This is a genomic window from Streptomyces krungchingensis, from assembly GCF_054729265.1.
In genome coordinates this window covers 3573247-3594886 of sequence record NZ_JBPUKY010000001.1, presented here as the reverse complement: position 1 = coordinate 3594886, position 21640 = coordinate 3573247, and the positions used below count along the sequence as shown (strand labels likewise).

The 21640-nt window shown below is 73.0% G+C and carries 21 protein-coding genes; 8 read left to right on the top strand and 13 right to left on the bottom strand.

Annotated features, from left to right (window positions below):
- Window positions 1–28 precede the first annotated feature (28 nt).
- The gene (locus ACSYGO_RS15980; protein ID WP_435220235.1) at window positions 29–787 is read right to left on the bottom strand and encodes an SDR family oxidoreductase; all 759 of its coding nucleotides are present in this window, start codon (window positions 785–787) and stop codon (window positions 29–31) included.
- 199 nt (window positions 788–986) lie between these two features.
- A complete protein-coding gene (locus ACSYGO_RS15975) occupies window positions 987–1994 on the bottom strand; it encodes a Gfo/Idh/MocA family protein (RefSeq protein WP_460386906.1) in 1008 nt (335 codons plus the stop codon).
- 98 nt (window positions 1995–2092) lie between these two features.
- Here ACSYGO_RS15975 and ACSYGO_RS15970 point away from each other — a divergent pair, with 98 nt between their 5' ends.
- The 3 genes from ACSYGO_RS15970 to ACSYGO_RS15960 all read left to right on the top strand — a co-directional run bounded on the left by ACSYGO_RS15970 (window position 2093) and on the right by ACSYGO_RS15960 (window position 5863).
- Window positions 2093–3544, top strand: a complete 1452-nt coding sequence (locus ACSYGO_RS15970; RefSeq protein ID WP_460386905.1) for a multidrug effflux MFS transporter — start codon at window positions 2093–2095, stop codon at window positions 3542–3544.
- Window positions 3490–4674: a serine hydrolase domain-containing protein gene (locus tag ACSYGO_RS15965; RefSeq protein WP_432185802.1), complete on the top strand. Its 1185-nt coding sequence runs from the start codon at window positions 3490–3492 to the stop codon at window positions 4672–4674. The genes ACSYGO_RS15970 and ACSYGO_RS15965 overlap by 55 nt, the downstream gene beginning before the upstream one ends.
- Window positions 4675–4870: 196 nt before the next feature.
- Window positions 4871–5863, top strand: a complete 993-nt coding sequence (locus tag ACSYGO_RS15960) for a small ribosomal subunit Rsm22 family protein (protein WP_426675717.1) — start codon at window positions 4871–4873, stop codon at window positions 5861–5863.
- A gap of 9 nt (window positions 5864–5872) precedes the next feature.
- Here ACSYGO_RS15960 and ddaH read toward each other — a convergent pair whose 3' ends face one another.
- Window positions 5873–6745, bottom strand: a complete 873-nt coding sequence (gene ddaH / locus ACSYGO_RS15955; protein WP_460386903.1) for a dimethylargininase — start codon at window positions 6743–6745, stop codon at window positions 5873–5875.
- Between the two features lie 157 nt (window positions 6746–6902).
- On the opposite strand from ddaH, the gene ACSYGO_RS15950 reads away from it, so the two are divergent.
- Window positions 6903–7517 (top strand): TetR/AcrR family transcriptional regulator, encoded by a 615-nt coding sequence (locus ACSYGO_RS15950; RefSeq protein ID WP_345643097.1) that lies wholly within the window; start codon window positions 6903–6905, stop codon window positions 7515–7517.
- Between the two features lie 329 nt (window positions 7518–7846).
- On the opposite strand, the gene ACSYGO_RS15945 is transcribed toward ACSYGO_RS15950, so the two are convergent.
- Complete coding sequence (locus tag ACSYGO_RS15945; protein ID WP_460386901.1) at window positions 7847–8725, bottom strand: glycerophosphodiester phosphodiesterase; 879 nt, start codon at window positions 8723–8725, stop codon at window positions 7847–7849.
- A 208-nt stretch (window positions 8726–8933) separates the two neighbouring features.
- Here ACSYGO_RS15945 and ACSYGO_RS15940 point away from each other — a divergent pair, with 208 nt between their 5' ends.
- Window positions 8934–9662: a bifunctional DNA primase/polymerase gene (locus tag ACSYGO_RS15940; RefSeq protein ID WP_426675720.1), complete on the top strand. Its 729-nt coding sequence runs from the start codon at window positions 8934–8936 to the stop codon at window positions 9660–9662.
- Window positions 9663–9686: 24 nt separating this feature from the next.
- On the opposite strand, the gene ACSYGO_RS15935 is transcribed toward ACSYGO_RS15940, so the two are convergent.
- The 5 genes from ACSYGO_RS15935 to ACSYGO_RS15915 all read right to left on the bottom strand — a co-directional run bounded on the left by ACSYGO_RS15935 (window position 9687) and on the right by ACSYGO_RS15915 (window position 14832).
- The gene (locus tag ACSYGO_RS15935; protein ID WP_426675721.1) at window positions 9687–10700 is read right to left on the bottom strand and encodes a hypothetical protein; all 1014 of its coding nucleotides are present in this window, start codon (window positions 10698–10700) and stop codon (window positions 9687–9689) included.
- Entirely contained in the window at window positions 10657–11532 is an 876-nt protein-coding gene (gene efeU / locus ACSYGO_RS15930; protein ID WP_426675722.1) for an iron uptake transporter permease EfeU, read from the bottom strand. The genes ACSYGO_RS15935 and efeU overlap by 44 nt, the downstream gene beginning before the upstream one ends.
- A gap of 4 nt (window positions 11533–11536) precedes the next feature.
- Window positions 11537–12817 carry an iron uptake transporter deferrochelatase/peroxidase subunit gene (gene efeB / locus ACSYGO_RS15925; RefSeq protein ID WP_432175199.1) on the bottom strand — a complete coding sequence of 427 codons (1281 nt, stop codon included), beginning with the start codon at window positions 12815–12817 and terminating at the stop codon, window positions 11537–11539.
- Between the two features lie 10 nt (window positions 12818–12827).
- Complete coding sequence (gene efeO / locus ACSYGO_RS15920; RefSeq protein ID WP_460386900.1) at window positions 12828–13964, bottom strand: iron uptake system protein EfeO; 1137 nt, start codon at window positions 13962–13964, stop codon at window positions 12828–12830.
- A gap of 190 nt (window positions 13965–14154) precedes the next feature.
- Window positions 14155–14832: an ATP-binding cassette domain-containing protein gene (locus tag ACSYGO_RS15915; RefSeq protein ID WP_460386899.1), complete on the bottom strand. Its 678-nt coding sequence runs from the start codon at window positions 14830–14832 to the stop codon at window positions 14155–14157.
- A gap of 44 nt (window positions 14833–14876) precedes the next feature.
- On the opposite strand from ACSYGO_RS15915, the gene ACSYGO_RS15910 reads away from it, so the two are divergent.
- Window positions 14877–15521 (top strand): PhzF family phenazine biosynthesis protein, encoded by a 645-nt coding sequence (locus ACSYGO_RS15910; RefSeq protein WP_426675726.1) that lies wholly within the window; start codon window positions 14877–14879, stop codon window positions 15519–15521.
- A gap of 88 nt (window positions 15522–15609) precedes the next feature.
- Here ACSYGO_RS15910 and ACSYGO_RS15905 read toward each other — a convergent pair whose 3' ends face one another.
- Together ACSYGO_RS15905 and map are read right to left on the bottom strand one after the other, a co-directional pair.
- Window positions 15610–16257 (bottom strand): biliverdin-producing heme oxygenase, encoded by a 648-nt coding sequence (locus tag ACSYGO_RS15905; RefSeq protein WP_460386898.1) that lies wholly within the window; start codon window positions 16255–16257, stop codon window positions 15610–15612.
- A 282-nt stretch (window positions 16258–16539) separates the two neighbouring features.
- Window positions 16540–17397, bottom strand: coding sequence for a type I methionyl aminopeptidase (map, locus tag ACSYGO_RS15900; RefSeq protein WP_426675728.1), 858 nt, complete (start codon window positions 17395–17397; stop codon window positions 16540–16542).
- A 58-nt stretch (window positions 17398–17455) separates the two neighbouring features.
- On the opposite strand from map, the gene ACSYGO_RS15895 reads away from it, so the two are divergent.
- The gene (locus ACSYGO_RS15895; RefSeq protein ID WP_426675729.1) at window positions 17456–17692 is read left to right on the top strand and encodes a hypothetical protein; all 237 of its coding nucleotides are present in this window, start codon (window positions 17456–17458) and stop codon (window positions 17690–17692) included.
- Window positions 17693–18016: 324 nt separating this feature from the next.
- Here ACSYGO_RS15895 and ACSYGO_RS15890 read toward each other — a convergent pair whose 3' ends face one another.
- Both ACSYGO_RS15890 and ACSYGO_RS15885 read right to left on the bottom strand, forming a co-directional pair.
- Window positions 18017–19309, bottom strand: a complete 1293-nt coding sequence (locus ACSYGO_RS15890; protein ID WP_359490741.1) for an MFS transporter — start codon at window positions 19307–19309, stop codon at window positions 18017–18019.
- 259 nt (window positions 19310–19568) lie between these two features.
- A complete protein-coding gene (locus ACSYGO_RS15885) occupies window positions 19569–20171 on the bottom strand; it encodes a hypothetical protein (protein ID WP_426675730.1) in 603 nt (200 codons plus the stop codon).
- Window positions 20172–20285: 114 nt separating this feature from the next.
- On the opposite strand from ACSYGO_RS15885, the gene ACSYGO_RS15880 reads away from it, so the two are divergent.
- Complete coding sequence (locus ACSYGO_RS15880; protein ID WP_460386897.1) at window positions 20286–21605, top strand: sialidase family protein; 1320 nt, start codon at window positions 20286–20288, stop codon at window positions 21603–21605.
- The last annotated feature ends 35 nt before the right edge of the window (window positions 21606–21640 follow it).

The window sequence follows — 21640 nt, the reverse complement described above, 5'->3', positions numbered from 1 at the left end:
GAACCGCGCGGAGGGCCTCCGCGACGGCTCAGCCGCGCCCCACGTACGGCATCGTCGTCGCCAGCACCGTCGCGAACTGCACGTTCGCCTCCAGCGGGAGTTCCGCCATGTGCCGGACCGTGCGCGCGATGTCGGCGACGTCCATCACCGGTTCGACCGCCAGTTCGCCATTGGCCTGGAGCGTTCCCGTCCGCATCCCCTCCGTCATGTCGGTGGCGGCGTTCCCGATGTCGATCTGACCGCACGCGATCCGGTACGGGCGCCCGTCCAGGGACAGTGACTTGGTGAGCCCGGTCAGCGCGTGCTTGGTCGCCGTGTACGCCACCGACCGCGGGCGGGGCGCGTGCGCCGAGATGGAACCGTTGTTGATGATCCGGCCGCCCTGCGGGTCCTGCTCCTTCATCTGCCGGTACGCCGCCTGCGCGCACAGGAACGCGCCGTTGAGGTTGGTGTCCACCACGTGCCGCCAGGCGTCGTACGGCAGCTCTTCGAGCGGGACGCCGCCCGGGCCGAACGTGCCCGCGTTGTTGAAGAGCAGGTCGAGCCGTCCGAAGCGGTCGCGCACGGCGGAGAAGAGAGCGGCGACGTCGTCGGGGCGTGCGACGTCCGTGCGGACGGCCGTCGACGGGGCCCCGGGCACCAGGGCGGCCGTCTCCTCCAGGGTCGCCGTCCGGCGCCCGGCGAGCGCCACCGACCAGCCGGTGCGCAACAGTTCCACGGCCACCGCGCGGCCGATGCCGGAGCCCGCCCCGGTCACCACCGCGATCTTCGTGTGCTGAGCGTTCATGGCATTCATGGAGCCGCAGCGTACGGGAGAGTCCGCGGTACGGAAGGGAAGGTCCGCACTGCGGAAGGGTGAGAGGTGCCGGTGTCCGTCCCGACAGCGGCAGCGACGGTGGCGGGCGCAGCGGCCGTAGCGCCGGGACAGGCGCAGAAGCAGGAACAGGGACAGGGCGACCGGCGCCGCCGGCCGCCCCTGCCTCGTGTCAGGCGGCCTCGCCCGGGTAGCGGACGCCGATCCGGTCCCGTATCGCGTCGAGCGTCCGCATCACGGCGAGGCTGCCGTCGAGGGGGACGAGCGGGGACTCGGTCTCACCGGCCCGCAGCGCGCGCATCGCCTCGGCGGCCTCGTGCTTGAGGCTGTTGCGCGGGCCGGATGCGGGGTCGGCGGAGAACGTCTCGGGCTCACGGCCGTCGCGGTGCAGCACGAAGTGCTCGGGGAAGAAGAAGCCGTCCGGGAGGTCGATTCGGCCCTCGGAACCGGTGATGGAAGCGGAGACGGGCGTGCCGCCGTTGATGGAGCAGTGCACCGAGGCGAGAGCGCCGCTCTCCCAGGTGAGCAGTGCCCCCGTCTGGAGGTCGACCCCCTCGTCGGAGAGCACCGCCTTCGCGACGACGTCCGACGGCTCCCCGAGCAGCAGCTGCGCGAACGACACCGGGTAGACACCCAGATCGAGGAGCGCCCCGCCGCCCTGCGCCGGGTCGCGCAGCCGGTGCGAGGGCGGGAACGGCCCGGAGATCCCGAAGTCGGCCTGCACCGTGCGGACCTCACCGACCACGCCGTCGTCGACGAGCGCCTTGAGCCGCCGGACCAGCGGATTGCAGTACATCCACATGGCCTCCATCAGGAAGCGGTCGTGCTCCTTCGCGAGCGCCACCAGCTCCTCGGCCTCACGCACGTTCAGCGTGAACGCCTTCTCGCACAGCACATGGCGCCCCGCCTCCAGGCACAGCCCGGCCGCCGCCCGGTGCGCCGCGTGCGGAGTGGCGACGTACACGATGTCGACGTCCGTGTCCTCGGCGAGCGACGCCCAGTCGCCGTACGCCCTGGGTATCCCGAACCGTTCCGCGAACGTCTTCGCGGAGGCCTCCGTCCGCGAGGCCACCGCCACGACCTCGGCGTCCGGCATGTCCACCAGATCCGCCGCGAACGACGCGGCGATCCCGCCCGTCGCCAGAATCCCCCACCGCACGCTGTCGCGCTCGCCCGTCATTCCCGCCCCTTGTCCGCCCCGCGCCCTGTCCTTGTGACCCGAACACGCCGTTCGAACTGAGAGCATAGGTGGCGGATCACTCGGAGAGGGAGGGGCGCATGCCCGAGCGTGGCCGCACCGCGCGCGACCAGGAAGGCCAAGAAGGCCCGGACGGACACATACCGAACGCGGCGGCCACCGAGGCCGACCCGCACCCGGGCGCCGCGCCCGCCGCGCACCCGGACACGCTCCCCGGCCCCCGCCCGGACCCGGACACCGTCCTCGGCGCACCCGGCGACCCGCTCGCCGGACCGCATCCGGACGCACCCGCCGGCACCGGAGCCGCGCGCCGCACCGGACTCCTCGTCACCCTGATCCTCGGCGGCCTCACCGCCACACCCCCGCTGGCGATGGACATGTACCTCCCGTCGCTGCCGGACGTCACGAAGGCGCTGCACGCACCCGCCGCGACCGTGCAGCTCACCCTCACCGCCTGCCTCGCCGGCATGGCGCTCGGACAGCTCGTCGTAGGCCCGATGAGCGACAGGTGGGGCCGCAGACGCCCGCTCCTCGCCGGCCTCGCCGTCTACGTCCTGGCCACCGTGCTGTGCGCCCTGGCCACCGATGTCGAACTCCTCGTCGCCTTCCGCCTCGCCCAGGGACTCGCCGGCGCGGCGGGCATCGTGATCGCCCGGGCCGTCGTCCGCGACCTGTACGACGGCGTGGCCATGGCGCGCTTCTTCTCCACCCTCATGCTGATCTCCGGAGTCGCCCCGATCGTCGCGCCGCTCATCGGCGGCCAGATCCTGCGCGTCACCGACTGGCGGGGCGTGTTCGTGGTCCTCACGGCGGTCGGCGTCGCGCTGACCGCCGTCGTCTGGACGAAGCTGCCGGAGACCCTGCCGCCCGCGGACCGGCACGGCGGCGGCGTCGGCGCGGCGCTGCACGCCATGCGGGGTCTGCTCGCGGACCGCGTCTTCACCGGGTACATGCTCGCCGGCGGGTTCGCCTTCGCCGCGCTGTTCGCCTACATCTCGGCGTCGCCGTTCGTCGTGCAGGAGATCTACGGCGCCTCCCCGCAGACCTTCAGCCTGCTCTTCGGCCTCAACTCCGTCGGTCTCGTCCTCGTCGGCCAGATCAACGGAAAGATCCTGGTCGGCCGGGTCAGGCTCGACAAGGCGCTCGCCGCGGGCCTCGCCCTCGTCGCGCTGGCGGCGACCGCGCTGCTGCTGATGTCCACGGGCGTCCTCGGCGAGGTCGGCCTCGCCCCGGTGGCCGCCGCCCTGTTCGTGCTGATGTCCTCGATGGGCCTGGCCCTGCCCAACACCCAGGCACTCGCCCTGATGCGGGTGCGGCACGCGGCCGGCTCCGCCTCCGCGCTGCTGGGCACCTCCTCCTTCCTCATCGGCGCGATCGCCTCGCCCCTCGTCGGCATCGCGGGCGAGCACACCGCCGTCCCGATGGCCGTCGTCCAACTGGGCGCGGTACTGGTGGCCGTCGCCTGCTTCGTGGGACTGTGCCGTCCCTGGCAGACGGGACGGGTACCGGACGGAAAGGCGGCGGACAGCTGAGCGCACCCAGACTGCGCATCGACACACCGGAACGGGCCGGGCTCGACCCCGGAGAACTGCGTCACCTCGTCAGCGAGGTCCGCGCGCTCACGCGCGGAGCCGACCCCTGGGCGGCGGGCGTGGTCCTCATCGCGGGACGCGGTCCGGTCGTCGCCGTCGAGGAGGCGGCGGGGTGGGCGGTGCGGTACGCGGCGTACGACGAGGAGACCGACACCGGGGTCGAGCTGCCACCCGGGGCGCGGGTGCCGATGAGCGTGCACACGCCCTTCGACCTGGCCTCGCTCACCAAGCTGTTCACCGCGGTCGCCGCGGTGCAGCAGCTGGAGCGCGGCACCCTGGGCATCGACGCGCTGGTGGGCGCGTATTTGCCGGAGTTCCACGCGGCCGCCGAGCACGGCGTCACCGTGCGTCAACTGCTCACGCACACCTCCGGTCTGCGGCCCGAACTGCCCCTGTACGACTGCCCGGACGACACGGTGCGGCTCGCGATGCTGCGGGCCGAGGCCCCCTCGTCCGCGCCGGGCGAGTACCTCTACTCCGACCTCAACCTGCTGCTGCTCCAGTACGTCCTGGAACGCGTCACCGGGCGTTCCCTGGACGTCCTCGTCCGGGACGGCATCACCAGGCCGCTCGGCATGCGGGCCACCGGTTTCGGCCCCTGTCCGGGCGCCGCGGCCTCCGAGGACCAGCGGCGGCCCTGGGGCAAGGTGGACCGGGGCATGCTGCGGGGCGTGGTCCACGACGAGAACGCGTGGGCGCTCGGCGGGGTGGCGGGGCACGCGGGGCTCTTCGCCACGGCGCGCGACCTCGCCGTGTTCTGCCGTGCCCTGCTCTCGGGCGGCTCCTACGGGCCCGCCCGCATACTCGGCCCCGACTTCGTCGAGCTGATGCTCGGCCCGCCCGCGCTCGGCTTCGCCCTCGACCAGGCCTGGTTCATGGGGGACCTCGCGGGGCGCGGGGCGGTGGGGCACACCGGGTTCACGGGGACGTCGCTGGTCCTGGACCCCGCGACGGACACGTTCCTCGTACTGCTCGCGAACACGGTGCACCCGCGGCGCAGGCCGGCGGACAGCGCGCCCCGCGCGGCGGCCGCCACCCGCCTGGCCCGCGCGGTACGCGACTGCATGTGACGGCCGCGGTCCGGGGACACCGGTCCCCGGACCGCGGGGACAGGGTGAGGTCGGCCCCGGGTTGAGGTCGGCCCCCGGTCCGCGCACGCCGGGTGGGCCCGGAGGTGGTGCGGAGGGCCGGTGGAGACCCGTCGGCGCCGACCGGAGGGTGCCCGCGCCGACCGGAGGGTGATGGCGCCGACCGTAGAATCACGGGGTGAACGCCCCCCTTCCCCCCGCCGACACCCTGCGCACCGCCCTCGCCGGGCTGCTGGACGGCCTGCCGCCGAAGGCCGCCGCGCAGGCGGTGGAGCGGCTGATCGCCAACTACCGGGGGACCACCCCGACGCACGCGCCGATCCTCCGCGACCGTTCGGACGTCGTCGCGTACGCCGCGTACCGGATGCCCGCGACGTTCGAGGCGGTGCGCGCGGCGCTGGAGGAGTTCGCGGACGCGGTGCCCGGCTGGGCCCCGGGCAGCCACGTGGACGTCGGCGGCGGCACCGGCGCCGCCACCTGGGCGGTGAACGCCACCTGGGAGGGCACCCGCCCGGTGACGGTCCTCGACTGGGCCGAACCCGCGCTCGCGCTCGGCAGCGAGATCGCCGCGGCGAATCCCGAGCTGAAGTCCGCCCAGTGGCGGCGCTCCCGCATCGGAGCCGCGCTCACCGTCGAGAGCACCGATCTCGTCACCGTCTCCTACGTGCTGGGCGAGCTGACCGACGACGACCGCGCCAGCGTCGTGGCCGCCGCGGCGGCCGCCGCGCAGGCCGTCGTGATCATCGAGCCCGGCACCCCGGACGGCTACGCCCGCGTCATCGAGGCCCGCGACCGGCTGATCGACGCCGGGTTCCACGTCGCCGCCCCCTGCCCGCACAGCGCGGCCTGCCCCATCGTGCCCGGCGAGGACTGGTGCCACTTCTCGGCCCGGGTCGCCCGTTCCTCCCTGCACCGCCAGGTCAAGGGCGGCTCCCTGCCCTACGAGGACGAGAAGTTCAGCTACGTGGCCGCCACCCGCTTCCCGCCCGAACCGGCGGCCTCCCGGGTCGTGCGCAAGCCGCAGATCCGCAAGGGGCAGGTGCTGCTGGACCTGTGCGGCCCGGACGAGTCGCTGCGCCGGGAGACGGTGACGAAGCGTCACGGACCGCTGTACCGGGCGGCCCGTGACGCGGAGTGGGGCGACGCGTGGCCGCCCGCCGACACCCCGTAGGGCCCGACGTCACACGACGGCGGGTCCCGCGACGCCCGGCGGGCCCTGGGAGCGCAGCTCCTGTGTGCAGCACTTCACGCTGCCGCCGCCTTTGAGGAGTTCGCTCAGGTCGATCGGGACGGGCTCGAAGCCGCGTTCCCGCAGGGGCTCCAGCAGGCCCGTCGCGGCCTGGGGGAGCAGCACGTGCAGGCCGTCCGAGACCGCGTTGAGCCCGAACACCGCGGCGTCCTCGGCGGTGGCGATCAGGGCGTCGGGGAACAGCCTGCGCAGTGCCTCGCGGCTGCCGGGGGAGAAGGCCGGCGGGTAGTACATGATCTCGTCCACGCTGTCGTCGAGGACCGCGAGTGCCGTGTCCAGGTGGTAGTAGCGCGGGTCGACGAGATCGAGCCCGATCACCGGGCGGCCGAAGAACTCCTGGGCCTCTGCGTGCGAGAGGGGGCTCGCGCGAAAGCCGCGGCCCGCCAGCAGGTAGGACGCGGTGACCGCGAAGTCGCCCTCCCCTTCGTTGACGTGCACCGGCTCCTGTACCAGGGGGAAGCCGTGCGCGCGGAACCATTCCAGGTGGGCCGGTGCCTCCGGGGCGCGCTCGCGGTGCGCGAACCGGGCACCGAGGACCCGGCCGTCCACGACGGTCGCGCCGTTCGCCGCGAAGACCATGTCCGGCAGCCCGGGGCGGGGTTCGAGCTCCTCGACGGTGTGGCCGAGGGAGCGGTGCCGGTCGCGGAGGTCCTCCCACTGGGCGACGGCGAGCGGCACGTCGACCGGCTTGGCGGGATTCATCCACGGATTGATGGCGTACGTGACCTCGAAGTGCGTCGGCGGGCACATGAGATAGCGCCGGGGCGTGGCGTGTCGGGGCGTGGCGCGTCGGGGAGGGTGCAAGGAGGGCTCCTTACGCAACCGCAGGGGCAGTTGGTGCCATGGTGCGCCGAGGGGTGCGCGGTGCCCGGGAGCCGAAAGGGTTGTGTCCGCCAGGGGGCCGGGCGGTCTCCTGGCGGAGGCGAGACGGAGCGTATCGCCCGCTTGGTAAATTTCCCTCATGGCCGAGAAACCCACCCCGGACGCCACCCGCCGCAGCGCCAGGTCGCGTCGAGCGATCTTCGACGCCGCCCTCGCCCTCGTCGGCGAGGTCGGCTACCCGAGGACCACGATCGAGGGCATCGCGGCCCGCGCCGGGGTCGGCAAGCAGACCATCTACCGCTGGTGGCCGTCGAAGGCGGACGTGCTGCTGGAGGCGTTCATGGACCTCGGCGAGCAGGCCGCCCGGGCCGCGGGGCAGGAGCCGTACGAGATCCCGGACACGGGCGACCTGGCCGCCGACCTCAGGCTGGTCCTGCGCGCCACCGTGGACGAACTGATCAACCCCGCCTTCGAGGTGCCGGCCCGCGCGCTGGCCGCCGAGGGCGTCGTCAACGACCAGATCGGCGCCGAGTTCGTCGCCAAGCTCCTCGAACCCCAGCTCCAGCTGTACGTGAAGCGGCTGCGCTCGGCGCAGGACCGCGGCGACGTGCGCGCGGACGTCGACCCCCGGATCGCCCTGGAGCTGTTCGTCTCCCCGCTCGCCCAGCGCTGGCTCCAGCGCACCGGCCCGATCTCCTACGACTACACCGACACGCTCGTCGACTACGCCCTCCACGGGATCGCCCCGCGCTGAGCGGACGCCACGGGGGAGCCGCGCACGCCCGCATACCGGGCGGCGGAGCGCGGGACCACCCGCCGGAAGCGTGCGCCCGGCGGCAGACGACGGGACTGCCGAGCCGTTGGCCAGGGGCCAGCGGGCCGCGCGCCGTGCGCCGGGCGGCGGAGCGCGGGACCACCGAGCCGCCGGATGCGGGTCAGGGAAGCGTGCGCCCGGCGGCGGCGGACGACGGGACTGCCGAGCCGTCGGTCGTGGGCACCGGTCACGGGGCCGCCGAGCCGTCGGCCCGGGCCAGGGGCCAAGGGCCCGGGGGGCCGCGCGCCGGACGGCGGACCGCCCGGTCGTCAGCGGGTCGCCCCGGGCCGGACGGCCGACGGCACGGCGGAGGCCGCGGCACGCTCGTCCGCCGCCAAGCGGCCGGGGGCGTCCGTGACGATCCCGTCGCAGCCCAGCGCGAGCGCCCGGTCCCGCTCGGCCGGGGTGACCACGGTGTGCGCCCACACCTGCGGCACACCGGAGCGCACAGCGCGCTCCACATCGGCCTCGCGCGCCTTGTGGTCGACGTCGAGCACGTCCAGGAACGACGCCCAGCGCGCGGGCCGGTCGCGGCGCATCTGGGCCGCCGAGCGCCACAGCTGGCTGAGCAGGCCCAGCCGGTGGATGCGGCGGGCCATCACCGGGTCGTTGGTGTTGACGAGCACCGAGCGGGTGAGGCCGCGGCCGCGGATCATGGCGGCCAGCGCGTCCAGGCTCCGCGGATCCTTCGCCTCCATCGTCAGTACGATCCGCCCGCCGAAGCGGTCCAGGACCTCGGCGACGGTCGGCGGCCGCTCCGCGGGCCAGCTGCCGGGCAGGCCCGCGGCGGGGCGCAGCCGTACCCGCTGCCAGTCCTCGGCGGTCAGGTCCCGGACCCGGCCGTGCGAGTGGGTGGTGCGGTCCAGGGTCGCGTCGTGCATCACGACCACGGTCCCGTCGCGCAGCATCTGCGTGTCCAGATCGAGGACCTGGGCCGTTCCCCGCTCGTAGGCCGCCATCAGGCCCGACATGCTGTTCTCCGGCACCTCCCGGGCGCCGCCGCGGTGCGCCACGTGGACGACGCGGGGCAGTGCGTCCACCGTCAGCGGTCCGGCGCCCCACTCCAGCGGGGACGGCGGGCCGCCGTGTCCGGCGAGGGCGAGCGAGGCGAGCGTGACCAGACCGGCGAGGGCAGTCCGTGTGAGCATGGCGACCACGGTAGGGGTGCAAATCCAGGCAAAGTGGTCAATGACACTCGATTTGAGGGGGGCGAACACGTGGTCCCACCCACCCCGGATGCGGGCTCTGGCCACCCGGAGCGCAGGATGGTGGGACGATAGGGCTTGCGGACGGCCCCGGAACGGGCTGCCGGCCCCGCATGGTTGTCGTCGGGACCAACGGCTAGCGAGGGGATAGATGAGCGCAGAGTTCGGTCGCCGCTCCGGCGCGCAGGGCAGGATCTCCCAGTGGCTGCGTGGGCGCCGCCAGAAGGAGACCGCCGACGACGGCGGCCGTGAGGCCCTGCTGCTCGCCGCCGCCGCCGCGGGACTGCCGCTCGCGCAGGCCGCCCACCCCTCCGGCTACCGCTGCTCCTGCGACCGCATCGGCTGTCCCACCCCCGCCCGCCACCCGGTCTCCTTCGCCTGGCAGACGCAGTCCACCACCGACCGCGCCCAGATCGAGCGATGGGCCCGGCATCAGCCGCACGCCAACTTCATCACCGCGACCGGCATGGTGCACGACGTCCTCGACGTGCCGCTGGAGGCGGGCCGCGAGGCGCTGGAGCGGATGCTCGCCTCCGGGATCGAGGTCGGTCCCGTCGCCGAGAGCGGCGACGGCCGGATGCTCTTCTTCACCCTCACCCGCGGCACGCCCGAGGACGAGGACGAGTGGTGGCCCTGCGAGCTGGACTGCCACCCCGAGACGATGGACGAGCACCCGGGGTTCCGCTGGCACTGCCGCGGCTCCTACGTCCTCGTCCCGCCGGCCCGGCTCCCCGGCGACCTGACCGTCGACTGGGTGCGCGGACCCGAGCACGCCCTGCCGGACCCGCTCAGCCTGCTGGAGATCCTCACCGACGCCTGTGCCCGGCACGCGGGCGGGCAGGAGACGGACCAACTGGCCGCCTGGCCCCACCGGCACTGACGGCCCGCACGGGTGACGGGCCGGCTACTCGCCCTTCGCCCCCGTCAGCCCCTCGATCCGCCCCAGTACGGAGACCCGGGGGTCCCCCGAGCCCTTCGCCGGATCCAGGGCCACCTGGTTGGAGACGAACTCCAGGGTGAGGGACTGCTTGATCTCGCCGGTCGTCAGGGCCCGGACGTCCGCCGTGGGCGCGGGGATCTCGGTGCCCGCCGCGGCGGTCTGCTTCTCGTAGCGGTGCGTGCTGAAGAAGACCAGCGCCCCGCCGTCCGCCGTGCGCAGCCCCACCGGGGCGTACTCGCCCGAGGACAGCGGCTCGTCGATGTACTGCCGGGCGAGTCCGGGCTTGCTCGCGAACTTCTTGCGCTGGGCCCGCCACTGCGAGGTGTGCGTGCCGGGGCCGAACTCGTCGCCGCCGGACTTGAGATAGGCCGCGTAGGCCTGGCTGAGCTTGCCGGGCTCGACCGTCACGGCGGCGTCGTCGGCCGTGACCGGCTGGGCCCAGCCGTCCTCGTCCGTCTCGAACTTCGGCACGTCCGCGGCGGCGAGGACCGTCAGGTACGACACCGCCCAGACGTCGTCGGCGCTCGTGCGGGTGAAGACCAGCAGCCAACGGCTGCCCTTGACGCCCTTGTTGGCCGCCGTGTCGGCCACGAACCAGCGCGGCCAGGCGGCCTTCTCGGGTATCACGAACTTGGCGTCCGTGAACGTCAGCGGCGAATGCGAGGGATTGCCGCCCGGGTTGTTCTTGTGTCCCGCCTTGAGCTTCGCGGCGTCGATGTCGGCGAGCGGCCCGGCGACCCGGTCCGCGTCCAGCGAACGGTCGTACTCCTCGTCCGCCTTGTTGTACGCGGTGGTGAAGTCATCGAGCGCGCGGGCGGCTTCGGACCGGGTCGCCGCCGGTACGACCTCCCGCTCGCCGTGCACCACCACGCAGCCGCTCGCCGTCAGCGACAGAACGGTCAACGCCCCCGTTGCCAGGGCGAATCGATTGAGACTACGAAGCGTTCGTGGGCTGCGACCCGTGCGATCCCTGCTCATCAGGTGCCTTCACCTTCCCCTTCCCGGAGGCGAACCCTACCGGGGCGAGGAAGACGGCGAGTGTCGGGACCAGGTACAGCGCCCACACCGTGACCTGGAGGACGGTCGGGTCCGGCTGGAAGTTGAAGACGCCCTTCAGCAGGGTGCCGTACCAGCTCGTCGGGTCGATGGTGCCGCTGATGTCGAACGCCAGGTTCGTCAGGCCGGGGATGAAGTCGGCCTCCTGGAGGTCGTGGACGCCGTACGCGAGCACGCCGGCGGCCACGACGACCAGCATGCCGCCGGTCCAGGTGAAGAACTTGGCGAGGTTGATCCGCAGCGCGCCCCGGTAGAACAGCCAGCCGAGCAGGACCGCGGTGGCCAGGCCGAGGGCCACGCCGATCAGCGGGCGGGGCGTGCCGTCGCTGGCCGCGTGCACCGACGCCCACACGAACAGCGCGGTCTCCAGGCCCTCACGGCCCACCGCCAGGAACGCGGTGGCCACCAGGGCGCCCGTGCCCATGGCGAGCGCGGCGTCCAGCTTGCCGTGCAGTTCGCTCCTGAGGTGCCGCGCGGTGCGCCGCATCCAGAAGACCATCCACGTCACCAGGCCGACCGCCAGGATGGACAGCGAGCCGCCGAGCGCCTCCTGCGCCTGGAACGTCATCTCCTGGGAGCCGAATTCGAGCGCGCAGCCGAAGCCGAGGGCCAGCGCGACCGCGACGCCGATGCCGAGCCAGATCGGCCGCAGGGCGTCCCGGCGGCCGGTCTTCACCAGGTAGGCGATCAGGATGCAGACGACGAGGCTCGCCTCCAGCCCCTCGCGCAGACCGATCAGGTAGTTGCTGAACACTGGGCTACGCCTCCTCGGAGAACAGCGCCCGGCCCCACCAGTCGTCCTTGCCGCGGACGCCGGGCGGGACGGCGAAGACCGCCGAACTCACGTGCTGGATGTACTCGTTGAGCGCGTCCGCGCGCGACAGGCTGCGCTGGAGCGGGATGAATCCCTTGCGCACGTCGCGCTGGTAGGCGAGGAAGAACAGGCCCGCCTCCAGACGGCCGAGGCCGTCGGTGCCGTCCGTGAACGAGTAGCCCCGCCGCAGGATCGTCACGCCGTTGTTGGAGTCGGGGTGCGCGAGCCGTACGTGCGCGTCCGGCTTCATCGCCTTCAGGAAGGGCTTGTCGTGCTCCTTCGCCTTGCCCACCGGAGCGCCTTCGCCCTTGTCACGGCCGAAGATGTCCTCCTGCTCCTGCAGCGAGGTGCGGTCCCAGGTCTCGATGTGCATCCGAATGCGGCGGGCGACGAGGTACGAGCCGCCGGTCATCCAGTCGGGACCGTCCTTCTCGCCGACCCACACGAACTTCTCCAGCCGGTCCTTCTCCGTGCCGGCGATGTTGCGCGTGCCGTCCTTGAAGCCCATCAGGTTGCGCGGGGTCTGCGCGTCCGGGGTGGTGGACGAGGTCTTGCCGAAGCCGAGCTGGGACCAGCGGATGACGACCTTGCCGAAGCCGATGCGGGCCAGGTTGCGGATCGCGTGCACCGCGACCTGCGGGTCGTCCGCGCACGCCTGGATGCACAGATCGCCGTTGCTGCGGGTCTTCTCCAGGGCGTCGCCCGGGAACTGCGGCAGATCGACGAGTGCCTCGGGGCGTTGGTCGTTCAGCCCGAACTTCTCGAACAGGGAGGGGCCGAAGCCGATCGTCAGCGTCAGCCGCGACGGCTTGAGGCCCAGCGCCTCACCGGTGTCGTCCGGCGGCGCCTCGGCCAGACCGCCGTACGCCCCCTCGCCGACCGCGTGCCCCGCGGTCATCCGCCGGGCGGCGGCCGTCCAGTCCTTCAGCATCTGCACGAACTCGGCGCGGTCGTCGGTCTGCACGTCGAACGCGGCGAAGTGCAGCCGGTCCTGCACCGGCGTCGCGATGCCCGCCTGGTGCGCGCCGTGGAAGGCGACCGCGCCGCCCGCCTCGGCGCCGGCCGGGTCCATGTCGTCGCCGGTGCGGGTCATCGCCACCGCGCCGCCGGCCGCGGCGGCGCCGAGCGCGAGCCCGGCACCGCCCCAGCCGATCAGCGAACGCCGTGACGGCGCGGACGAGCCCGTGTTCTCGGCGGTTGCGGAGGCTTCCGTGGTGTCCGTCATGTTGCTGCTCCTACTTCACGACGGCGGCGGCGAGCTTGGACAGGGGCTCGGCGAGCGCGTTCACGGCGTCGGAGAGCTCCTTGCGGTCGGCCTTGCCGACCTTGTCGTACGAGGTGAAGACGTACGAGGACTTGTCCGTGCGGTACTTGTCGAGCAGCGTGTCGAGCGCGGCGAACTGCTTGTCGAGCTCCGTGGTCAGCGCCGCGTCGTTCTCCTGGGCGACCGGCTTCAGCAGCTCGTACGCCTTCTGCGCGCCCTCGACGTTGCCCTTGAAGTCGGTCAGGTCGGCGTGCGAGTAGCGGTCCTCCTCGCCGGTGACCTTGCCGGTGGCGACCTCGTCGAGCAGCTCCTTGGCGCCGTTGGCCATGGAGGTCGGGGTGATCTCGGCCTTGCCGACCCGCTTCTGCCAGTCCTTCAGGTCGGTCACCAGCTGGTCGGCGAGGGCCTTCTCCTCGTCGCCGATCTTCTTGTCCTGCCAGAGGGCCTTCTCCAGGCGGTGCCAGCCGGTCCACTTCTGGCCGTCCTCCAGGCCGTCCTCGCGGACGTCGACCTTCGGGTCGATGTCGCCGAAGGACTCCGCGACGGGCTCGGTGCGCTCCCAGCCGAGGCGGGAGTCGGCGAACGCCTTCTTCGCGGCCTCCATGTCGCCGTCCTTGACGGACTTCGCGAACGCCTCGGCCTTGGGCAGCGTGGCGTCGGCCTGCTCCTGCGCGTACGCGCGGTACGCGGCGACGGCCTTGTCGAGGCGCGGGTCCCGCTTGGCGACCTTGCCGCCGGTGACCGTGAGCTTCTGACGGACGCCGTGGCCCTTCATGCCCGGACGGCAGGCGATCTCGTACGAACCGGCCTTCACCTCGGCGGTCAGCGTGTACTTGGTGCCGGGACCGATGTTCTCCTTCTCGGAGACGATCCGGTCGTCCGGGAAGACGATCTCGACCTCGGTGGCCTTCGACCCCTTGTTCTCGATCTTCAGAGTGACCTGGCCGGCCGGAACGGTCTTCGTGGAGGTGTCGCACTTGCTGTCGGCGGCGGTCACCTGGATCGCGTCACCATTCTTGGCGTCACTCTTCTCGGTGCAGCCCGTGACGGCGGTCAGAGCGGCCGCGGTGGCGGCGGCGGTGACAACTGAGAGGCGGACGGCTCGCATTCGGGCTCCAAGAGAAGTCGGACAAACCGCGCGGCGGGGACCGCGTCGGCGTGGTGAGGCTGGCCTAACTTATCTGAGGCTTCCCTCACTGATACCCGCCCGTCCGGTGATTCAGCTCTCACAGACGGTGTACAGGCACGGCCTGATCACGGCGACCAAAAACAGACCCCATGAGATGGTCAAGCAGAAGTCAAGAGCCCCGTCGGGGTGTGATCAGCACGGCACCCGTCCCGGGGTGCGGGAACACCTCGACCGGCTGGCGGTAGACCTCGCCGAGCAGATCGGCGGTGAAGACCCCGCCCGGGGGACCGGCGGCCGCGACACGACCGGCGCACAGAATCGCCACCCGGTGCGCGTACGCCGCCGCGAGCCCCAGATCGTGCAGCACCACGACCACCGCGTCCCCGGCACGCGCCCTTTCGCGGCAGATCCGCAGCACCAACTCCTGGTGCCGCAGGTCGAGTGCGGCCGTCGGCTCGTCGAGCAGCAGCAGCGGGGCGCGCTGGGCGAGCACCCGGGCCGGCGCGGCCCGCGCGCGTTCGCCGCCGCTGAGCGCGGAGAACGGACGGTCGGCGAAACCGGCGACCTCCGTGACCGCCATCGCCCCGGCGGCGGCCGCGTCGTCCTCGTCGCGGCCCACGCCGGCCCAGGGCGCGCGGCCCATCCGGACGACCTCCTCGACCCTGAACGGGAAGGCGAGGTCCGCCGACTGCGGCAGCACGGCCCGGCGCAGGGCGAGTTCGGCCGTCGGCCAGTCGGCCGCGGGCCGCCCGTGGATCCGTACGACGCCTGCGGCGGGACGCAGATCGGCGGCCAGAGCCCCCAGCAGGGTGGACTTACCCCCAGGGCCCCGGGGTCCGGGCCGCACGGTCCGGGACGCGCACGCGGCCCGGGTGATGTTTGAATGCCGGAGTGACTGACTACGACGTGCTCCGGGTGTTCTGCGGACCCGGCGGCGGGTACGGCAATGAGCTCGGTGTCGTGCGCGACGGCTCCGTGCTGCCGGACCGCGAGGAACGGCAGGCGCTCGCGGCCAAGCTCGGGTTCAGCGAGACCGTGTTCGTCGACGACCCCGAGCGCGGGGTGATCGACATCTACACGCCGACGCTGCGGCTGCCGTTCGCCGGGCATCCCTGCGTCGGCGCGGGCTGGCTGCTCGACGTGCCCGAACTGGTCACTCCCGCCGGGACGGTGGGGGTACGGCTCGACGGCGAGTTCAGCTGGATCGAGGCACGGGCCGAGTGGGCTCCGGAGCGCACGCTGCGGCAGTACGGATCGGCCGCCGAGGTCGACGCGCTGACCGTGCCGCCGCCGGGGGAGTGGATCTACGCCTGGGCGTGGGAGGACGAGGCGGCCGGCCGTGTGCGCGCCCGTGCCTTCCCCGGCCGTGACGACGGCATCGACGAGGACGAGGCGACGGGCGCGGCGGCACTGCTGCTCACCGACCGCCTGGGCCGCGCTCTCAACATCATGCAAGGTGCGGGTTCGCAGATCCTCACGGCTCCGCAGCCGCACGGCTGGGTCGAGGTGGGCGGACGGGTCCTGCTGGAACGCTGACGGCCCGGGTGGAACGCTGACGGCGCGGGGCCGGGGCCCCGGGCTCCCTCCGGCTCGCCGCCGCAGACCGATCGCGGTCCCTCGGCGGTCACGCCGTGAGCGGGAACTCCTCGCCCAGGGCGCGGAAGACGGCGGTGTTCAGCGCGAACGCCTGCTTGCACTCCGCGACGATGCGCTGCTTCTCCAGGTCGTCGGCGGGGACCGCGTCCAGCAGTTCGCGGTAGCCGCGCTTGAAGGCGGCCGGATTGCCGATGTCCTCGAAGACGTAGAAGCGGACGCCGTCGCCCTTGCGGGCGAAGCCCCAGGTCTGCTCGGCCTTGCCGCGGATGATCTGGCCGCCGGAGAGGTCGCCGAGGTAGCGGGTGTAGTGGTGGGCCACATAGCCGCCGGGCCATGCCCGCGCGCACTCCGCGACACGGGCGGCGTAGGCCCGGGTCGCGGGCAGGGCGGTGAGCGACTCCCGCCACCCGGGGCCGCGGAGATGGGCGAGGTCGCGCTCCAGGGCGGTGCGGCGCAGCAGCTCGGGCCGGATGAACGGGCCGGCCACCGGGTCGGACGCGAGCCGGTCGGCCGCGGCCTCCAGGGCCTCGTAAACGAACCACAGTTGCTCGGTGTAGCGCGCGTAGGCCTCGACGCCGAGTCGGCCGCCCAGCAGGTCGGCCATGAACGTCGACGTCTCCGCCTCCACATGCTGCTCGTGCGAGGCGGTGCGGATGAGTGCCGAGAAGGAGTCCATGTGCCGAATCATCTAAGGTAAGCCTTACCTAAGTCAACAGCTTGCCGACCACCTGTCGGGAACTTTCCCGACAGTCTGTCGGTAAAAAACATACCCCGACCCGGTCGAGCGGGCACGAAGAAGCCCGCCCTCCGAGGAGGGCGGGCTCGATGCTTCACGGGCCACGGCAGCGCCTGCCGGGCCGGGGCAACGCCTGCCGGGCCACGACAGCGCCTGCCGGCCGGGCCGCAGCGGCGCTTCCGGGCCTGGGCAGCGCTTCCGGGCTTCGGCAGCGCTTCCGGGCTACGGCAGGGTGAGGATCTCCGCCCCGCTGTCCGTCACCACCAGCGTGTGCTCGAACTGGGCGGTACGCCTGCGGTCCTTCGTCACGACGGTCCACCCGTCGTCCCACATGTCGTACTCGTGGGTGCCGAGCGTGAGCATGGGCTCGATGGTGAAGGTCATCCCCGGCTGGATGACGGTGGTTGCGTGCGGGCTGTCGTAGTGGGGAATGATCAATCCCGAGTGGAAGGAGGAGTTGATCCCGTGCCCGGTGAAGTCCCGGACGACGCCGTACCCGAACCGCTTCGCGTAGGACTCGATGACCCGGCCGATGACATTGATCTGACGGCCCGGCTTGACGGCCTTGATCGCGCGTTCGAGGGACTCGCGGGTCCGCTCGACCAGCAGGCGCGACTCCTCGTCGACCTCGCCGACCAGGTAGGTCGCGTTGTTGTCGCCGTGCACGCCGCCGATGTACGCCGTGACGTCGAGGTTGATGATGTCGCCGTCCCTGAGGACCGTGGAGTCCGGGATGCCGTGGCAGATGACCTCGTTGACGGAGGTGCACAGCGACTTCGGGAAGCCGCGATAGCCGAGCGTCGACGGGTAGGCGCCGTGGTCGCACATGTACGCGTGCGCCACGCGGTCCAGCTCGTCCGTCGTCACGCCCGGCGCGATGAGCTTCGCCGCCTCCGCCATCGCCTGCGCGGCGATGCGGCCGGCGACCCGCATCGCCTCGACGGTCTCCGGCGTCTGCACCTCGGGGCCCGTGTACGGCGTGGGGGCGGGCTTGCCCACGTACTCGGGACGCCGGATGTTTCCCGGGACGGGACGGGTGGGAGAGAGCTCCCCTGGTACGAGCAGCGACTGGCCAGACATGCCAGCGAGTCTAACCAGCGGGCATGGGGGACCATGTCCGTGTCGAAAGGAGCCGGTCATGGCCCTGTTCAAGAAGCGGACCGTCGGCAAGCCCGGCGAGTGGTACTACTGCCTGGAGCACAAGAAGGTCGAGGAAGGCCCCGAGTGCCCGGCCAAGAACCGCTTCGGGCCGTACGCCACCCGTGAGGAGGCGGCCCACGCGATGGAGACCGCGCGCGAGCGGAACCTCGAATGGGAAACCGACCCCAAGTGGCACGACGCGTCGGACACGGAGCAGACCCCCGAGGACCGCTGAGCCACCCGCCGACGGACCCGGGCGGCGACGGGGCGAGCCGAGCTTGTCGGGAGAGGGTTTCGCCGAGGCGAGCGAACCGCCGGCAGCCCACCCGCACCCGCCGACGGACCCGGGCCGCGACGGGGCGAGCCGAGCTTGTCGGGAGAGGGTTTCGGGCGGTGCGGGTGGGAAAGTCCCGGCGGTGCCCCCGGGCGACGGGGCGTTGGCGCCCGACGTCGGGGCGAGCGAACCGCCGGCAGCCCACCCGCACCCCGGCGGTGCCCCCGGGCAACGGGGCCCTGACAACGGCCCCCCGACCCGCGGGCCCGGCAGCCGCCCCGGAGCTCAGAGCGAAGCCCCCGCTTCGACCCCCCGCACCGCCCGCATCCGCACGGCATGCTCATTCGTCCGGACGTCGTACGTCATCAGCTTCGGAAGGAACGCGGCCAGCACCACCACCGCCCCCACACAGAGCAGCCCACCGGCCCAGATCGACGTCCGCACACCGGCCCACGCGGCCATGCCGCCGGCGCGGACCTGCCCGAGCTGAGGCCCGGCGGAGTACGACAGCAGCTCGATCCCGGCGAGCCGCCCGCGCAGCTCGTCCGGGATCGTCTGGTTCCAGATGGCGGCGCGGAAGATCCCGCTGACCATGTCGCAGCAGCCGCCGAGCGTCAGGAAGAGCAGCACCAGCCACACGTTGTGCACGACCCCCGCCGCCGCCATCGCGAGGCCCCAGCACGCCGCGGCGAGGGCGACCATCCGCCCGTGCCGGTGGATGCGGGAGGTCCACCCGCTGGTGAGGCTCACCAGCAGTGACCCGGCGGGAACCGCGGCGTACATGAGCCCCAGCGACCACTCCGCGTCCAGCTCGTCCGCGAGGAACGGCAGCAACGCCAGCGGCATCGCGAGGAACATCGCCGCGAGGTCGAGCGCGTACGTGCCGAGCAGCTCCTTGCGGCTCCACGCGTACCGCGCGCCCTCCGCGACGGATCGCAGGGACGGCCTGGCGGCCTCGTGCGAGGCGGGCGACGCGGCCAGCCCCACGGCCAGCGCCACCGACACGGCGAAGGTCGCCAGGTCCACGGCGTACGCCCAGCCCAGCCCGGCGTAGGCGACGACGACACCGGCGAGCGCGGGGCCCGCCACCCCGCCCACGGTCCAGCGCAGCGAGTTGAGGGCGGCGGCGGCCGGCAGATGCTCGTGGGCCACGATCCGCGGCAGGAGCGAGTCGAGCGCGGGCCGCTGGACGGCGACGAGCGCGGAGGACAGCGCGGCGACGGCGTACAGCGGCCACACCGCGGGGTGCGGCAGCGACGCGTTCACCAGGAGCGCGACGCACAGCAGGCCCTGCCCGACCTCGGTGCGGAGGATCAGTTTCCGTTTGTCCAGCGCGTCGGCGAGGGCGCCGCCGTACAGGCCGAACACCACCAGGGGCACGAGCTCGACGGCTCCGAGCGCGCCCACCGCCACGGCCGACCCGGTCAGGTCCTTCATCTGCACCGGCAGCGCGACGAAGGTCAGGAAGCTGCCGAAGTTCGTGATCAGCCCCGCCACCCACAGCCGTCGGAAGTCGGCGGAGGTCCGCCACGGCGCGAGATCGGGCAGCAGGGAGCGGAGTCGGGAGGAGGGGGCCACAACGGGCCATGCTCGGCGGACGCGCGGACCGGAGCAACCGCTTTTCCAGGCGCCCGGCCGCGCGCATCGGCCCCGCACCACCGCCCGCGCGACACCGGATTCGTGCCGTCACCGCGCACCGGCGTTCCCGGGCCGACTTCGCACGCCGGCGTTCCCGGGCGCCACAGTGGGACAGCGGTCCCGGGCCGTCACCGTCCGGCAGCGCTGCGAAGGCCGCCCTCGCGTCGGCGAGGACGCCGACTCCGGGAGCGGCCCGGCGCTACCACCGGTACGACGGCGGAGCCGTCAACTGGTCCGCGAGGCGGGAGAGGCGGTCGCGGAAGCGCCGGGGCCTCCGCGGCGAGGGCAGCGCATTCTCCCCGGCCGCCGCGCTGACCAGGTGCTGCACGGTGTCGAGGTCCAGCTCGGGGTCCGCCGGCACGGCGAGCGACTCATGGGCCAGCGCCGGCAGCTCCGGATCGTCCGCGGACAGGGCCAGGACGGTCGCCCCGGCCCTGCGCGCGCCGTGCAGCCGTTCCAGCAGCGGTGCGCCGGTCGAGCCCGGCGCCACCACGAGCAGCGTCTCCCCGCGCCGCGCCGCCTCGACGCGGCCCAGTCCCACGGCGAGGTGGGCCGGATCGGACGCGCGCGCTCCGTGCCGCACCAGGGTCGGTGACAGCTCCGGCGTCCCCGACCACGCCGCCTCGTCCACCAGGTGCGCGGCGAGATGCCAGGGCTCGTACTCCTCGGTGCCGACCAGCAGCAGCCCGCCCCCGTGCGACACGACGGACCCGCGCAGCGCCCCGCCGAACCGCCGCGTGGCGCCCAGCCACTCGGTCCCGGCGAGCACCTCGCGCAGCAACGCGACCCGTACGGCGTCCATGCGGACGATCCTGCCTCAAACGGCCACTCGTGACCCGGAGTTCACCACGAATTCGCCCGAGTTGGGCACAGGCCACGATCACCGGCCGCCCCCAGGAACCGCGAGGAGCCCGCCATGACCGAGCCGACCACCGGGACACCCGGCGCACCCGCCACGACCGGGCCGGGCATCGGGACCGCCGAACCCGGCACGGAACCCGGTACCGGGACCGCCGAACCCGGCACGGAACACGGCACCGAGACGACGGAACCCGGCACCGCCCCCGCCACACCTGAACCCGACAGCGAGCCGACCACCGGGACGACCGACCCCGGCACTGACGTCGGCACCGACCCCGGCACCGACCCCGCCCCCCGTACGGACTCCGCGTCGACCACCCCCTTCCGCGGCGGCCGCGAGGGCTACGCCAGCTTCCGGATCCCGGCGGTCGTCGTCACCGGCGCGGGCACCCTCCTCGCCTTCTGCGAGGGCCGGGTCGCCTCCGCGCACGACCACGGCCACATCGACATCGTGCTGAAGCGGTCCACGGACGGCGGCCGCACCTGGGGCCCGCTGCGGGCCGTCGCCAAGAACGGCAGCGACCTCGCGGGCAACCCGGCTCCCGTCGTCCTCGACACCGGCCGCGTCCTGCTCGTGCACGTCCGCAGCGCGGCCGGCGCGACCGAGGACGCCCTGCTGCGGGGCAAGGTGAAACCGGCCGACGGGCGGCGCGTGTGGGTGCAGCACAGCGACGACGACGGGCTCACCTGGTCGGCCCCGAAGGAGATCACCGCGCAGGTCAAGAAGGCGGGCTGGCGCTGGTACGCCACCACGCCCGGGCATGCGATCCAGCTCACCGGCGGCCGCGTCGTCGTCCCCGGCAACCACACTCTTGCGCCCACCGGCACCGACAACGGCACCGAGGCGAAGTACAACAGCGGTCACTGCCTCCTCAGCGACGACCGCGGTCAGACCTGGTACCTCGGCTACATCGACGAGAACACCAACGGCTACATCAACGTCAACGAGACGACCGCGGCCGAACTCCCCGACGGCCGCGTCTACTTCAACACCCGCAACGACTCCCCGTCGCCCGGCAACCGTGCCGACGCGCACTCCCGCGACGGCGGCAGGACCCTGGCGAAGCCGTTCCGCCCGCAGGCCGGGATCGTCACGGCCGTCGTCCAGGGCAGCGTCCTCCAGCTCCGCGACCCGGACCTGCTGCTGTACTCGGGGCCCGCCGACCCCTCCTTCCGCGCCCTGATGACCGTCCGCGTCTCCGCCGACGGCGGCACCACCTGGCGGACCGCCCACACGGTCGACGGACTGCCCGCCGCCTACTCCGACCTCGTCCGCGTCGACGCCACGACCGTCGGACTCCTCTACGAGACAGGCGACTTCGGCGCGTACGAGACGATCGCCTTCCGGCGCGTCCCCGTGACCGCCCTCACCTGACCCGCACGGTCGCGGACCACGCACGTAAAGTCGGC

Coding starts and splice junctions, on each gene's coding strand:
- ACSYGO_RS15895 (WP_426675729.1), top strand. CDS start 17,456: ATGGCCCTGTTCAAGAAGCGGACCGTCGGCAAGCCCGGCGAGTGGTAC.
- ACSYGO_RS15940 (WP_426675720.1), top strand. CDS start 8,934: ATGAGCGCAGAGTTCGGTCGCCGCTCCGGCGCGCAGGGCAGGATCTCC.
- ACSYGO_RS15905 (WP_460386898.1), bottom strand. CDS start 16,257: ATGGACTCCTTCTCGGCACTCATCCGCACCGCCTCGCACGAGCAGCAT.
- ACSYGO_RS15950 (WP_345643097.1), top strand. CDS start 6,903: ATGGCCGAGAAACCCACCCCGGACGCCACCCGCCGCAGCGCCAGGTCG.
- efeB (WP_432175199.1), bottom strand. CDS start 12,817: ATGACGGACACCACGGAAGCCTCCGCAACCGCCGAGAACACGGGCTCG.
- efeO (WP_460386900.1), bottom strand. CDS start 13,964: ATGCGAGCCGTCCGCCTCTCAGTTGTCACCGCCGCCGCCACCGCGGCC.
- ACSYGO_RS15885 (WP_426675730.1), bottom strand. CDS start 20,171: ATGGACGCCGTACGGGTCGCGTTGCTGCGCGAGGTGCTCGCCGGGACC.
- ACSYGO_RS15945 (WP_460386901.1), bottom strand. CDS start 8,725: ATGCTCACACGGACTGCCCTCGCCGGTCTGGTCACGCTCGCCTCGCTC.
- ACSYGO_RS15880 (WP_460386897.1), top strand. CDS start 20,286: ATGACCGAGCCGACCACCGGGACACCCGGCGCACCCGCCACGACCGGG.
- ACSYGO_RS15980 (WP_435220235.1), bottom strand. CDS start 787: ATGAACGCTCAGCACACGAAGATCGCGGTGGTGACCGGGGCGGGCTCC.
- ACSYGO_RS15975 (WP_460386906.1), bottom strand. CDS start 1,994: ATGACGGGCGAGCGCGACAGCGTGCGGTGGGGGATTCTGGCGACGGGC.
- ACSYGO_RS15970 (WP_460386905.1), top strand. CDS start 2,093: ATGCCCGAGCGTGGCCGCACCGCGCGCGACCAGGAAGGCCAAGAAGGC.
- ACSYGO_RS15935 (WP_426675721.1), bottom strand. CDS start 10,700: ATGAGCAGGGATCGCACGGGTCGCAGCCCACGAACGCTTCGTAGTCTC.
- map (WP_426675728.1), bottom strand. CDS start 17,397: ATGTCTGGCCAGTCGCTGCTCGTACCAGGGGAGCTCTCTCCCACCCGT.